Origin of the sequence: Streptomyces sp. NPDC046727, assembly GCF_040645635.1 — a bacterium.
Taxonomy (GTDB): Bacteria; Actinomycetota; Actinomycetes; order Streptomycetales; family Streptomycetaceae; genus Streptomyces.
The window spans coordinates 97,990-110,614 of sequence record NZ_JBEYYR010000032.1; the positions used below are offsets into that span (position 1 = coordinate 97,990).

A 12,625-nucleotide genomic window follows, 5' to 3' on the forward strand; every position below is an offset into this window, starting at 1 on the left:
CCTTGCCGCGACGTCAAGGTTTCTACTGAAGTCATGCGAATCGGCGAGATCGCCGCCCTCGTCGGGGTCACCCCTCGGGCCGTGCGGCACTACCACCATCTCGGGCTGCTGCCCGAGCCCCTGCGCAGGGCCAACGGCTACCGCGAGTACAGCTTCCGGGACGCCGTCCTGCTCGCCCGGATCCGGCGGCTGACCGAGCTCGGGCTCGGGCTCGACGAGGTACGGGACGTCCTCGCGGACGACGAGGGGCGGGAGCTTGCGGAGGTCCTTGAGGAGCTGGACGAGGACCTCGGGCGCCAGGAGGTGGCCATCCGGGAGCGGCGGGCGCGCATCGCCGCGCTGCTGGCCGAGGCGCGAGCCGGGCGGCTCGCCGCCGACGGGCCGGTGTCGCCGGAACTGACTGGCCTGCTGGCGGGCATCGGCCAGATGCCGGACTCCCCGATGGCCGTGAAGGACCGCGAGATCCTGACCCTCCTCGACACAGTGATCCCCGAGGAGGAGCGGTCCCGGCTGCTGGGGATGCTGCACGGGATGGCGGAACACGCGGGGGCGGTGTACGGCCTCCTGGACGCCCTTGCCGACGCGGAGCCGGACGACCCGCGGGTGGCCCGTGCCGCGGCGGCGCTGGCGGCCGTTCTGCCGGACGAGCTGGGGGCGCAGCTCCCCGCCGAGGGCGCCGGCGGCCTGGCCGACGTCTTCTTCGCGGACCTGGCCCCGGCCCAGTCGGCGGCGGTCCGTCGGGCGGTGGAACTCGTGGCGGAACGACGGGAGGGAACAACATGACGGCTCCGGACACCCGGGCGGCCCTGCTCCCGGCCGCCTCCCCGCCACGGGGACGGCCCCTGCGGGGACTGCGCGCCGTCGCGTACACCGCGCTGCCCGCCGAGGTCGTGCTCGCCGTCTGCCTGATCGGCGGAGTGCGGATACCCGGCCCCGTCCTGCTCGGCGGCGAGCTGCTCATGCTGATGCTGCTCGGCGCCGACGCGTTCGTCTGGCTGCGGCTGAGGCGGCGCGGGCTCTCCCGGCGGGAGGCGCTCGCGGAGCTGGTGCCCGAGCCGGTGCTGCGGCTCGTCGGGCACGAGCTACGGCTCATGACGAGCCTGGTCCGGTGGGCAGCCCGCCGCCCGCACGGCGTCCACGGGGCCGACGCGGTCTTCCCGCACGCCCGCGACCAGGCCGCCCTGATGTACGGCTTCACGTTCGTGTGCGTGGTCGAGACCGTCGGCATGTCGTTCCTGCTCGCAAGTTGGCCTGTCGTCCACGCCGTGTTCCTGGTCCTGGACGCCTACACCGTCCTCTTCGTCCTCGGTCTCCACGCGGCCTCTGCCACCCGGCCGCACGTGCTCGCCGACGGTGTCCTGCGCGTCCGGCGGGCAGCCCACATCGACGTCCGCGTGCCGCTCGACCGGATCGCCGCCGTCCGACGCGAGACGCTGTTCACCCACGAGGAGGCGGACGGCGAGCTGAACCTGGACGTCGGCTCGCAGACCTCCGTCACCCTCGAACTGACGCAGCCGGTCGACGCGCCTCGGCTGCTCGGCGCACCCCGCCCCGTACGGCTGATCAGGCTGCACGCGGACGACCCGAAGGCCCTCCACGACGCCCTCACCCGAGCACGAACCACACCCTCGCCCGTCCCGGGTCCGCCCCGCGTCAGCCTGACGCGGGGCGGGGAACGGGGCCGGCGGAATCGGGCCGGTCAATGGTGAGTTCGAAGGCCCGATGAGTCTTGGCGTCCGGGGCCAGCGGCAGGTGGATTCGCCCGTCCGCGACCGTTACAGATCCATGCGGGCGATGGTGATCGAGGTCGCGGCCCGCAGGCAACTCATCTTCCGACGGCCCGCCGACAAGCACGGCGGGCAACCCATCGGAGGCACCGACGTCCCTGTTATGGTGCGCCGATGTCATCGATCAAGCAGTTCCAAGTCACCTTTGACTGCGCTGAACCTGAGCGCGTGGCTCGCTTTTGGTGCGAGGTGTTGGGGTACGTCGTATCGCCACCACCGGCGGGGTTCGCCACGTGGGACGATTTCGACCGCTCTCGGCCTCCCGAGGACCAGGGTTCATGGTTCGCATGCAGTGATCCCTCAGGTGTGGGCCCGCGACTGTTCTTTCAGCGCGTTCCCGAAGGCAAGGTCGTCAAGAATCGGGTGCATCTTTGCGTGCGGGTCGGCACCGGGCTCGTGGGTGAAGAGCGCCTGGCCGCCCTCGAAGCCGAGTGCGCACGGCTGATACCGCTCGGGGCGGTACGGGTGCGACTCCTGTACGACGGCAACGATTCGTGCATCGTGATGCAGGACATCGAGGGCAACGAGTTCTGCCTCGACTGAGCATCCTCCGAGCCGGCGAGGTGGGGAGCTGCCGCGTCAGGCTCGTACCACCCCGCGTTCAGCGGATGGCGAGGGCGACGATCTGGGTGACCGCGTCCTTGTCGAAGTTGTCGTCGCTGACCAGGATCAGTGACCGCTCGCCAGAGGGCAGGACAGGGCCCCACGTCATGCCTTCGGTGTTGTCGACGGTCGACAGGCCCAGGGTGTCGAAGTCCGCGACGAGCTGCTTGCGCATCGGTACGACGGACTGTCCGGCCAGGGAGTCCATCGACTGCACATCGGTCGCGCCACGCGTGGTGGCGTCGTACAGGCGGATCTTGTATCCCGCGCCGGCGACCCAGGTGCGTTCGAGTACGAGGTAGCGGTCGGGGTCGTCGGGGAAGGCGAGGAGGGACGGCACTCCGGTGTCCGGGCCCCACGGGCTGTCCGGGTCCGACTCGGCGAAGATCTTCTCGATGGGGTACGCGAACTGCCCGAGCACTCGGCCGCCGCGGTTCTGCTGCGTGACCCGGACGAGCGCGCCGTGCCGCAGGTCGGGTACCGGGCCGTCCTGGAGCAGCGGACCCTCGATCGCGCTGGTCACCACTCGGCCGCCGGAACCGAAGGTGATCGCCTCGATCGCCTGGTTCCGGCGCGGTCCGCGCTCCTGCATGGTGATCTCGTAGTTCGGCGGCAGCCGCAGCTGACCGAGGTAGTCGCCGGCGGGGGAGGCGAACTGGACGGACGGCTGGATCACCGGTGCGTCGGCCGTCTTGGGCCGGTCGCCCTCCTGCGCCCACCAGTAGTGGCAGCTGCGCGGGTCGACCCGGATCTCCTCCGGATCGACGGCCTTGCCGTCCGCGGCCGACGGCGACGGGTAGACGGAGCCGTCCGGCCGGCGGAACGGGTGGGTGCCGGTGAAGTCGACGGAGCGCACGCCGCCGGCGTCCACGTCCAGCTCGGCGGTGTAGAAGCGGGCGGGCTGCAGGTACGAGCGGTCGTCGCTGATGAACACGTACTCGCCCGTGCACGGGTTGCGGTCGACACCGGAGAAGCCGCCGACTGTGGTGCCCTGGAAATCGAGCTTGTACGGAACGATCTTTTCGCCGAGCAGACGAGCGTGTGCCGCGCGCTCCAACGGCCGGTGGGAGTCACCAGGTTGGGCAGCTGCGGCAACCGCGGGGGCCAGTGCCGACGTCAGGAGCAGGGCCGCGGCACACGCACGGCGCATCAAGGAAGCACTCATGCCGATGATCTTGGCCCTGTTCGCCCTCGCGGCGCAGTCACCCAACCGTGTATTGCTGCTGTCGCCGGGAGTCCACCCGGGCTGGTTCGAGGCAGGCTCGCAGCACAGGTTCTGAGGGATCATGGCGAGTGGCGCCCACCGTGGTCGGCACGCACGCTGGATCCGAAGGCTGACGCGCCGCCGCGTCTCGTGCGGCGGCAGGGTTCTTGGAGGACCGTGTGACTACTTCGTCGCCCGCTACCGACGCGCCGCCGGCCCGGTACGACGACCTGCGCGCCCTGGTGATCAACTGCACCCTCAAACGCTCCCCGGAGACGAGCAACACCCAGGGTCTGGTCGACCGCAGCACCGCCATCATGGACGCACAGGGCGTGCACGTCGATGTCGTACGGGCCGTGGACCACGACATCGCCACCGGTGTGTGGCCCGACATGACCGAGCACGGCTGGGAGACGGACGCCTGGCCGGACCTGTACCGGCAGGTCCTGGCGGCCGACATCCTCGTGCTGGCCGGTCCCATCTGGCTGGGCGACAACAGCTCCGTGATGAAGCAGGTGATCGAGCGTCTCTACTCCTGCTCCAGCCTGCTCAACGACGCCGGCCAGTACGCCTACTACGGCCGCGTCGGGGGCTGTCTGATCACCGGCAACGAGGACGGCGTCAAGCACTGTGCCATGAACGTGCTCTACAGCCTGCAGCACCTGGGCTACACCATCCCGCCCCAGGCGGACGCCGGATGGATCGGCGAGGCGGGCCCCGGCCCCTCGTACCTCGATCCCGGCTCGGGCGGCCCGGAGAACGACTTCACCAACCGCAACACCGCCTTCATGACCTGGAACCTGCTGCATCTGGCCCGGGCGCTGAAAGACCTCGGTGGTATCCCCGCCTACGGCAACCAGCGCACCGCCTGGGACGCCGGCTGCCGCCGCGACTACGCGAACCCCGAGCACCGCTAGGGACGTCCCCTGCCGGATCGCCGGCGCGTCCGTGTGCGGGAATTCAGTGAGGGCGGCGGCCTGCGAAGACGACCAGCCGCAGCAGGGTGAAGCGCACCACGGTCACCAGGGCGAAGCTCGGTACCAGCACCAGGGTCTCGCGCGCGGGCGAGGCATCGGGCCGGTAGTGACGCAGGAGCAGGACCGCCCCCGAGGTCACCAGATACGCCAGTACGAACAGGACGCCTGCCGCCAGGTGAGCCCGGACGGCACGGACCGCAGCGCCGCGGAAGGTCAGCCGCCGGTTCGCCTCGGTGTTGAGGACGGTGACGAAGCCGAGGGAGGCGAGATTGGCCATGAGGGGAGGCGACCAGTGGCGCAGCACCCAGTACAGCAGGGCCTGCCCCGCGGTGGAGGCGACGCCGATCACGGCGAACCAGCCGGCCTGCCGGGTCAGCGTCGCGCGGCCGGACCGGGCGGAGGCGCTGTGCCGTGCGCTGGGGCGTCGCACCCTCCCATCATGAGCCTGCGCATGGGGACCCGGGGGACCGCTGCGGGCAGCTGTTCGACCGTTCGGCTGGCGACCGGCACCCACTTGCACCGCAGGCACGGACAGCCGGCCTGGCCTGTGTCAGCGTATGAGTGTCCTGTGTGCCGGGCACGGGTCCCCGCAGAGGGCCGCCGCGGCGCAAGGGGCTGCTCGGCGACTGGAGGAGACGGCCGATGGAACGTGGCGGACGGCCGTCGGGGCCGGCTCCCTCCAACGGGCCGAAGCATCGGAGACCGTACAGGGAGAGGGCGCGGGCGTGGCGTGAGCGTGCGGCGGCTGCCCTGGCGACTGCCGCCGCAGGTACGCGGGACCGGGCGCGGCGCCTGGGTCAGGTGCCGCCGCCTCCGGGGCCGTTCCGTCCCGGGTTCTGGCGCAGCCCGATCCGCGGACCGTGGCTGACCTCGGTGTTCGGACTGGTCCTCCTCGTCGGCATTCCCCTGTTGTTCGTCACGGGACTGCTCTCCTACGCCTCCTACAACCCCGGGCTGAGCCCCCTCAACGACGAGACCCCCGACAAGGGCGTACTGGGCTTCTACCTCTTCGACTGGCCCACACACCCCTCCTGGCTGTACCGGCTGCTCCAGGGTGTGCATGTGACGCTGGGCGTGGTGCTGGTGCCCGTGCTGCTGGCCAAGCTGTGGTCGGTCATCCCGAAGCTGTTCGCGTGGCTGCCCGTACGCTCCGTCGCCCACGGGCTGGAGCGGCTGTCGTTGCTGATGCTGGTCGGCGGGGCCGTCTTCGAGTTCGGCACCGGCCTCTTCAACATCCAGCTCTACTACGTCTTCCCGGGCTCGTTCTACCGCCTGCACTTCTACGGCGCCTGGGTGTTCGTCGCCGCCTTCGTCGTCCATGTCTGTCTCCGGCTCGGCCGGCTGACCAGGGCCCTGCGCTCGCGCAGCCTGAGTGCCGAACTGCGGACCGACCTCGCCCACACCGTGCCCGAGCCCCCCGACCCGGACGGTCTGGTGGCCGCTGCCCCCGACCCGCCGACGATGACCCGTCGCGGCGCGGTGGGCATGGTGGGGGCGGGATCACTGCTCCTGCTCGTCGTGACCGCCGGACAGAGCATCGGCGGCCGGCTGCGCGGAACCGCGCTGCTCGCACCGCACAACCGGGATCCGGGCGGCGGCCCCAACAGTTTCCAGATCAACAAGACGGCGGCGGCCGTCGGCGTCACCCCCGCGCTCACCGGGCCCGACTGGCGGCTGGAGGTACACGGACGCGGAGCGCCACAGGTACTCACCCGCGAGCAGCTCCTGGCGATGCCCCAGCACGCCGCCGCGCTGCCGATCGCCTGCGTGGAGGGATGGTCCACCGAGGACCAGCGCTGGAGCGGCCTCCGGCTGGCCGGCCTCGCCGCCCTGGCGGGCATGTCCGACGCCGAAAGCGTCCTGGTCGAATCCGTCCAGCCGCCGGGCCCGTTCACCAAGGTGGTGCTGCGGGGCAATCAGATCCGCGACCCCCGGGCACTGCTCGCGCTCCGTGTCAACGGCGCGGACCTCTCGCTCGACCACGGCTATCCGGCCCGCATCATCGTCCCGGCCAACCCCGGCGTGAACAACACCAAGTGGGTGCACCGGCTCACCTTCAGGGCGTGACCATGGCACGATTCGTCCGCTGGTACGGCTCCGGCCCCCTGCATCTTCTGGTCCTGATCGCCTCGTTCGCCCTGACCGGCTACGCCTGCGTGCGGCTGTTCGCCGTCCAGCCGCTCCAGGTGGCGATCTGGCTGGTCGGCGCGGCCGTCCTGCACGACCTGATCCTGCTGCCCCTGTACGCGCTGGCGGACCTGTCGGCCCTCTCGGTGCTGCGGCATCGCGCCACTGCCGGGCCGACGGTGGTGTGGATCAACTACCTCCGCGTACCCGCCTTCCTGTCCGGGCTGCTCCTGCTGGTCTGGTTCCCCCTCGTCCTCCGTCTCGTCGCCCCCTACCGCGGGGACACCGGGCTGTCCGACGGCGTCTACCTCGGCCGATGGCTCGCGATCACCGGTGTGCTCTTCGCCGCCTCCGCAGGAGCCTTCGCGCTCAGACTGCGCCGCGCCCGGCGGCCCGGACACGGCGACACGAGCCGCCCCGCCCCAGGCCATGGCGCCACACCGTGACGACGGACGAGGACGAACGGTACGGCGCCGGCGAGGATCCCTATGCGCTGGCCCTGCGACCCGGCAGCGGACCGGTGTATCTGCGGCTGGTCGACGGGCGCCGCATCCGGATGCCGGTGCACCGCTGGCACGAGCGGCCCACGCCGGCCGACGAGACCGTGCTGGAACGCTGCGTCGGCCCCGTCCTCGATGTCGGCTGCGGCCCGGGCCGGTTGTGCAGGGAGCTGCTGAGCCGGGGAGTCTTCGCCCTCGGGGTCGACATCGCACCGCGCGCGGTCGCGCTGACCACCGCACTGGGCGGGCTCGCACTGTGCCGATCCGTCTTCGACCGGCTGCCGGCCGAGAAGGGCTGGCAGACGGTTCTGCTCATCGACGGCAACATCGGCATCGGAGGGGACCCGCGCGGCCTGCTGCACCGCTGTCGCGGGCTCATCGTCCCGACGGGGCGCCTCGTCGTCGAGGTCGACCCGCACGATGTCGAAGAACTCTGCACCGCCCGGTTCGAGGACCACCAGGGCCACAGCGGGCCACCCTTCCCCTGGGCGCGACTGGGACGACGAGCGCTCCGCGGGGTCGCCGAGGAACTGTCCCTCAGCGTCACGGACCAGTGGACGAGCGGGCACCGGTGCTTCTCCGCCTTGGCGCACCGGGCTTGAACATCACATCGCGCCCATGCCGCCCTTACGCGGCAACTAGCTCTGCGGGACGTCCCTGACGAACACGATGCCGTCGCTGTCCGCCAGGTGGGCCGGGTCGAACGGGGCGTAGCCGAACCAGGGGGACACGCGGGGCGCGGGCCGCGTGTCGCCGAGGGCGGTGGCCAGACGTGGCGCGTCGATGACGCAACGGTCCTCCGGGAGCGCGTACAGGAGTCCTTCGACGGTGTCCGGCGGCGGCGTGTCCACCCCCTGGTGCCGGATCGTGCCGAGAGCCGTGGCCACGAAGGCGTACCCCTCACCGAGCTGGACGCTCACCAGCGCACCGGCGCCCCACCACTCCAGCGGCTTCCCGCCCATCCGCATCGAGCTCTTCTCCCGCTGGAGATGGGAGTTGTGGGCGTGGACCAGTGCCGGGCCCCGTTCTGCGAGGGCGAGGAGGTTGTGGGCCATCATTTGGTCCCGCACGCTCACCAGCCGGGTCAGACGGGCCGGTGAGGCGTCGGCCATCCAGTGGTGGTAGCGCAGCAGGCCGGTCGCGGTACGCCCGTACAGGCGCGCCCGGTCCCAGTCGTCCCGCGAGGACGTCGCGATCAGGTGGGGAGTCTGCTCGTCGAGCAGCGCCACCAGATCGTCGGCGAGCAGCCGCAGTTGACCGGCCTCGGCCGACCGCCCCACGGACCGGGCCGGGTCCGTCATCGCGGCGGGATCGGTCCACCGGTCGTCGTCGCCGAGCAGGTGGTCGAGCGTGTCCCCGGTGCAGGGGAGCAGGTCCGCGTCCATCCGGGCCGCGAGGTAGCCGTGGAGTGCGGTGAGGGCCTGCCGGGGGCTCGCGGCGCCGGTGATCTCCAGCGGGCCGTCGAAACCGGCGAAGCGGAGCCGGTCGGACGCGGGCCGGCCGTCGTTGTAGGCGCGCATCCAGCGCACGAGGTCGCGGTTGGCAGCGGAGGCGCCCCGTCCGTGGCTGATTCCGTGCGCCATGACCTCGTCGAGCGTGCCCGTGCCCGAGGTGACGTAGTCGTCCACGACCAGGCCCGTCATGCAGTCGCTCTCGATCGCGATCGTCCGGTAGCCCTCCTGCTCCACGAGCTGCCGGAACAGTTCGTTGCGCAGGTCGAGCAGGGTGTCCTCGCCGTGGGTGGGCTCGCCCAGGGCGAGCAGCCGGGGCCGGGTCGGCAGCAGCCTCATGACGGCGGCGGCGTCGACGGCATGGGCGGTGTCCTTGATGTCGGTAGCCATGCCTTCAACGCTATCGTTGAACCTTCGATGGAAACTTCTGCCGCGATATCGTCGCTTGCATGGGGCGAAACCTTCAAAGCAGCGGGCGGCTCAGGCCGATCGACCTGGCGCGCGGGCACGGTCTGTCCACGCAGGCGGTCAGGAACTACGAGGAGGCCGGCATCCTCCCGGCCGCCGACCGCACACCCCACGGCTACCGCACCTACACCTCGCTGCACGCGGGGGCCCTGCGCGCGTTTCTCGCCCTGGTGCCCGGCCACGGCCACCGGACGGCGACGTCGATCATGCGGGCCGTGAACCAGGGCGAGGTCGATGAAGCGTTCCGCCTCATCGACGAGAGCCATGCCCAGCTCCTCGACGACCGGCGGACCCTCCAGGCCGTGGAGAGCGCCCTCCGCGACCTGGAGCCCACCCCGGCGCCCGGCGCGGAGTCCGAGCCTGCCGCGGTGTCCGGCCCCGGAGGCACGTTCATCGGGCCGCTGGCAGGGAAGCTCGGGATCCGGCCCGCGACGCTGCGTAAATGGGAGCGCGCCGGGCTGGTACGCCCGCGCCGTGACCCGCGGACCGGGTACCGCCGCTACGACGAGGCCGACGTCCGGGACGCCCGGCTGGCCCACCAACTCAGGCGGGGCGGCTACCTGCTGGAGCAGATCGCCCCGCTGATCGCCCAGGTGCGGGCGGCCGGCGGGCTGGAGCCGCTGGAGGCCGCGCTGCGCGACTGGCACGGCCGCCTGTCCGCCCGCGGGCGGGCGATGCTGACCGGCGCCGCAGAGCTGGAGACGTACCTCCGCGAGCGCGGATGAGACGTCGCCCGCAGCCGGATTCCTCAAGGGCCGCACGGCACCGGGCGCATCGGGGCCCGGAACGGGCACCGGCCGGCATGACGAGCCGCGCGGTGTGCTCAGCCGCCGACGAGGGGCAGACCGGTGAGGACTTGCTGGACGTGGAGGACGTCGCGGGGGAAGAACTCGGCGACCGTGGTCGCCACGACGCCTCGCGATCCACCTCGACGTGGACACCGTCGACGCCAAGAAGGGCGCCCTCGGCCCCGGCAAGGTCCCCGACGGCCTCACCGGGAGCAGCCGGCGGAGGCGAGCCAGTCGAGTTCGACGGGACGGTCGAGGTCGTCGGACCCGGCGGCCCGGTCCCCTTCCTGGACCTGTTCCAGGGCCGCGACGAACTCGTGGTCTACAAGCACATGTGGTACGACGGCGCGCCGCACCAAGGGCAGTGCGAGGGCTGCACCACCACGGCCTGGCACCTGAAGGACGCCGTCTACCTCAACGCCCGCGGCGTCTCGTTCGCCATCCTGACCACCGGCCGCTGGGACGAGGTGGCCTCCTACGTCGCGTTCATGGGCTACACCCAGCCCTGGTACTCGGTGCGCGACGTGGACGCGCCGGTCGGCGGCGACATGGGCTACCTCACCTGCTTCCTGCGCGACGGCGACCGCGTGTTCCTCACCTACGCCACGACGGGCCGTGGCAACGAGCGGGTCAACGGGTCCCTCGGCCTGCTCGACATGACGCCCTACGGCCGCGGCGAGGCGTGGGAGGACAACCCCGAGGGCTGGCCCGAGGGGCGCAGCCCGTGCTGGTCCTGGCGCTCGGACGCGGACGGGAACGCCACCTGGGGGCCGACCAGCCGCCCCCGTGCCGCAGTGGACGCGCCCCGGCGCGTCCCCCGTGGAGACCCTCGGCCGGCACGGCCACCACCACTGACAGGCCTCGCCATGAGCGGTGTGTTGCGGAGAGGGCAGGATTCGAACCTGCGTGGACCCACGAAGGATCCGACTTCGGGCTGTCGCCCTGGTCCCCGATAAGCCGCTCCGGGCACCTCTCCCAGCTCACGGCCCTCGCGGTGTCCCGCGGTGCCGTTCACGTGTTCCATGATGCCGGTACCGCCTGACGCGACTCTGACACGCTGCCGATCGGCATTTCAGCGCGGGACCAGCAGAACGGCGAGTTCGGGCGTCGTCGGTCTCGGTGCCCTGTCATCCCGCAATCCCGGATGTCAGCGCCACGTCAGACCCCGTTGCGATGATGAGCACGTCTCAACCGCACGGACCGGGGAGGGGCCAGGCCGGTCGAGAAGGGCACGAAGCTCGAGGAGCCGACGGCGACGGCGGACCCTGCGCGCGCATCAGCCAGTGCGGCGATCTCCCTTCCGCCTGTCCACGTACTCCTTCGCCCCAATTCGAACTCCCAACCCGAACTGGAGCTACTGCCATGGAACCTCCTAACGGACAGTCGACAAGCACCACCGATGCGCAGATCATCACCGAGGTGCTCGACGGGATATATTCCGATTCCGGCCGGGCCAACCCCTACCCTCTCTACGCCAGGTTGCGCGAGCTGGGCCCGGTTGTCACCGCGCCCGATGGAACGGTCCTGATCAGCGGTTATGCCGAGCAGAAGGCGTTCCTGCAGGATCATCGGCTCACCAAGCATCCCGGGCGCCGACTCGCCGCCGCGGGATGGCCGGACTGGCGGGATCGCCCGTCGCTGGCCCTGATGTTCGAGAGCATGCTGTTCCTCAACCCGCCGGAGCACACCCGTCTGCGGCGGATGGTCTCGGCGGCCTTCACCCCCAGCAGGGTGGAACGCATGCGCCCGGTGGTCGAGCAGATCACCACGGATCTGCTGGATGCCCTCCCCAGGGGCACGGTGAACTTCGTCGAGGACTTCGCCCTGCCGATGCCCATCGCCGTGGTCGCGGCACTGCTCGGCGTGCCCTCCGACGACTGGCCCATGTTCCAGTCCCTGGCCAGGGACTGGACCCTGGTACTGGACGACGTCAGCCCGGCCACCGTCGAGCGGGCGGACAAGGCCGCGGTCGAGATGGGCGAGGTCTTCACCCGTCTGGCCAAGGACCGTGCCAAGCAGCCGCGTGACGACATGATGTCGGTGATCGTGGCCGCCCAGGGAGACGACAAGCTCACCGGCCGGGAACTGGTCACCATGGCGGCGCTGCTGCTCGTGGCCGGCTTCGAGACCAGCAGCGGCCTGCTGTCCAAGGGGCTGGTCGCCCTGCTCAGGCACCCCGAGCAGGCGGCTCGCCTGCGGGACGAGCCGGAGCTCGCCGTCTCGGCGGCCGAGGAGTTGATCCGCTACGACTCGCCCATTCAGCTCGTGCCGAACCGGACCGCCGAAGAGGACATGGAGGTGGCGGGAGTCAAGCTCGCCGCCAGGCAGCCGGTCATCGCCGTGATCGGGGCAGGCAACCGCGACCCCAAGGTGTTCACCCGCCCGGAGGAGCTGATCCTGGACCGGCAGGAGGCGGCGCCGCTGTCGTTCGGCGGCGGTGTCCACTACTGCCTGGGCGCGCCCCTCGCCCGTATCGAGACCCAGGTAGCCCTCCCCGCCGTTCTCAGGAAGTTCCCCGACATCAAGCTGGCCGGTCAGCCGGTGCCGAGGGCGGGTCACGTCATCAGTGGCCTCCTCAAGCTCCCGATCTCCATCTAGGAGCCGCTCGGACGACCGTGGAGAAGTCTGCGGCAGGGCCGACCGCCCAGCGCGGACGCGCTCGGGGTGTTCGGCGGGGGCGGGCTGACCAACGAGAAGGCGTACGCGCTGGGCAAGTTCGC

General features: G+C 71.2%; 12 protein-coding genes, 1 tRNA gene and 1 pseudogene. 10 read left to right on the plus strand and 4 right to left on the minus strand.

Annotated features, from left to right (window positions below; translation table 11 throughout):
- Window positions 1-33: 33 nt before the first annotated feature.
- The 3 genes from ABZ937_RS31695 (at window position 34) to ABZ937_RS31705 (ending at window position 2,330) form a co-directional block, all read left to right on the plus strand.
- The gene (locus tag ABZ937_RS31695; RefSeq protein ID WP_361696787.1) at window positions 34-783 is read left to right on the plus strand and encodes a MerR family transcriptional regulator; all 750 of its coding nucleotides are present in this window, start codon (window positions 34-36) and stop codon (window positions 781-783) included.
- Window positions 780-1,709: a hypothetical protein gene (locus tag ABZ937_RS31700; RefSeq protein WP_361696788.1), complete on the plus strand. Its 930-nt coding sequence runs from the start codon at window positions 780-782 to the stop codon at window positions 1,707-1,709. Before ABZ937_RS31695 ends, ABZ937_RS31700 begins: the two co-directional genes overlap by 4 nt.
- 192 nt (window positions 1,710-1,901) lie before the next feature.
- Entirely contained in the window at window positions 1,902-2,330 is a 429-nt protein-coding gene (locus tag ABZ937_RS31705) for a VOC family protein (protein ID WP_361696789.1), read from the plus strand.
- Between the two features lie 58 nt (window positions 2,331-2,388).
- Here ABZ937_RS31705 and ABZ937_RS31710 read toward each other — a convergent pair whose 3' ends face one another.
- Window positions 2,389-3,555: an esterase-like activity of phytase family protein gene (locus ABZ937_RS31710; protein WP_361696790.1), complete on the minus strand. Its 1,167-nt coding sequence runs from the start codon at window positions 3,553-3,555 to the stop codon at window positions 2,389-2,391.
- A 218-nt stretch (window positions 3,556-3,773) separates the two neighbouring features.
- Between ABZ937_RS31710 and ABZ937_RS31715 the strand changes: the two genes are divergently transcribed.
- Window positions 3,774-4,511: a flavodoxin family protein gene (locus tag ABZ937_RS31715; protein ID WP_361696791.1), complete on the plus strand. Its 738-nt coding sequence runs from the start codon at window positions 3,774-3,776 to the stop codon at window positions 4,509-4,511.
- Between the two features lie 43 nt (window positions 4,512-4,554).
- Here ABZ937_RS31715 and ABZ937_RS31720 read toward each other — a convergent pair whose 3' ends face one another.
- Window positions 4,555-5,001, minus strand: coding sequence for a GtrA family protein (locus ABZ937_RS31720; RefSeq protein WP_361696792.1), 447 nt, complete (start codon window positions 4,999-5,001; stop codon window positions 4,555-4,557).
- Window positions 5,002-5,213: 212 nt separating this feature from the next.
- On the opposite strand from ABZ937_RS31720, the gene ABZ937_RS31725 reads away from it, so the two are divergent.
- From ABZ937_RS31725 to ABZ937_RS31735, 3 genes are read left to right on the plus strand one after another with little or no spacing between them, the layout of a single operon-like run.
- Complete coding sequence (locus ABZ937_RS31725) at window positions 5,214-6,638, plus strand: molybdopterin-dependent oxidoreductase (RefSeq protein ID WP_361696793.1); 1,425 nt, start codon at window positions 5,214-5,216, stop codon at window positions 6,636-6,638.
- 2 nt (window positions 6,639-6,640) lie between these two features.
- Window positions 6,641-7,144: a hypothetical protein gene (locus ABZ937_RS31730; RefSeq protein WP_361696799.1), complete on the plus strand. Its 504-nt coding sequence runs from the start codon at window positions 6,641-6,643 to the stop codon at window positions 7,142-7,144.
- Window positions 7,141-7,800, plus strand: coding sequence for a methyltransferase domain-containing protein (locus tag ABZ937_RS31735; protein ID WP_361696794.1), 660 nt, complete (start codon window positions 7,141-7,143; stop codon window positions 7,798-7,800). Before ABZ937_RS31730 ends, ABZ937_RS31735 begins: the two co-directional genes overlap by 4 nt.
- Window positions 7,801-7,836: 36 nt before the next feature.
- Here ABZ937_RS31735 and ABZ937_RS31740 read toward each other — a convergent pair whose 3' ends face one another.
- Window positions 7,837-9,039 (minus strand): erythromycin esterase family protein, encoded by a 1,203-nt coding sequence (locus ABZ937_RS31740; protein ID WP_361696795.1) that lies wholly within the window; start codon window positions 9,037-9,039, stop codon window positions 7,837-7,839.
- Between the two features lie 59 nt (window positions 9,040-9,098).
- Between ABZ937_RS31740 and ABZ937_RS31745 the strand changes: the two genes are divergently transcribed.
- Window positions 9,099-9,842, plus strand: a complete 744-nt coding sequence (locus tag ABZ937_RS31745; protein ID WP_361696796.1) for a TioE family transcriptional regulator — start codon at window positions 9,099-9,101, stop codon at window positions 9,840-9,842.
- Window positions 9,843-10,138: 296 nt separating this feature from the next.
- A pseudogene (locus ABZ937_RS31750) lies at window positions 10,139-10,760 on the plus strand (DUF899 family protein); the annotation flags it as partial.
- Between the two features lie 26 nt (window positions 10,761-10,786).
- Here ABZ937_RS31750 and ABZ937_RS31755 read toward each other — a convergent pair.
- A tRNA-OTHER gene (locus ABZ937_RS31755) sits at window positions 10,787-10,881 on the minus strand.
- Window positions 10,882-11,267: 386 nt separating this feature from the next.
- On the opposite strand from ABZ937_RS31755, the gene ABZ937_RS31760 reads away from it, so the two are divergent.
- The gene (locus tag ABZ937_RS31760; protein ID WP_361696797.1) at window positions 11,268-12,503 is read left to right on the plus strand and encodes a cytochrome P450; all 1,236 of its coding nucleotides are present in this window, start codon (window positions 11,268-11,270) and stop codon (window positions 12,501-12,503) included.
- Window positions 12,504-12,625 lie beyond the last annotated feature (122 nt).

Coding starts and splice junctions, on each gene's coding strand:
- ABZ937_RS31710 (WP_361696790.1), bottom strand. CDS start 3,555: ATGAGTGCTTCCTTGATGCGCCGTGCGTGTGCCGCGGCCCTGCTCCTG.
- ABZ937_RS31730 (WP_361696799.1), top strand. CDS start 6,641: ATGGCACGATTCGTCCGCTGGTACGGCTCCGGCCCCCTGCATCTTCTG.
- ABZ937_RS31745 (WP_361696796.1), top strand. CDS start 9,099: ATGGGGCGAAACCTTCAAAGCAGCGGGCGGCTCAGGCCGATCGACCTG.
- ABZ937_RS31740 (WP_361696795.1), bottom strand. CDS start 9,039: ATGGCTACCGACATCAAGGACACCGCCCATGCCGTCGACGCCGCCGCC.
- ABZ937_RS31725 (WP_361696793.1), top strand. CDS start 5,214: ATGGAACGTGGCGGACGGCCGTCGGGGCCGGCTCCCTCCAACGGGCCG.
- ABZ937_RS31705 (WP_361696789.1), top strand. CDS start 1,902: ATGTCATCGATCAAGCAGTTCCAAGTCACCTTTGACTGCGCTGAACCT.
- ABZ937_RS31700 (WP_361696788.1), top strand. CDS start 780: ATGACGGCTCCGGACACCCGGGCGGCCCTGCTCCCGGCCGCCTCCCCG.
- ABZ937_RS31695 (WP_361696787.1), top strand. CDS start 34: ATGCGAATCGGCGAGATCGCCGCCCTCGTCGGGGTCACCCCTCGGGCC.
- ABZ937_RS31760 (WP_361696797.1), top strand. CDS start 11,268: ATGGAACCTCCTAACGGACAGTCGACAAGCACCACCGATGCGCAGATC.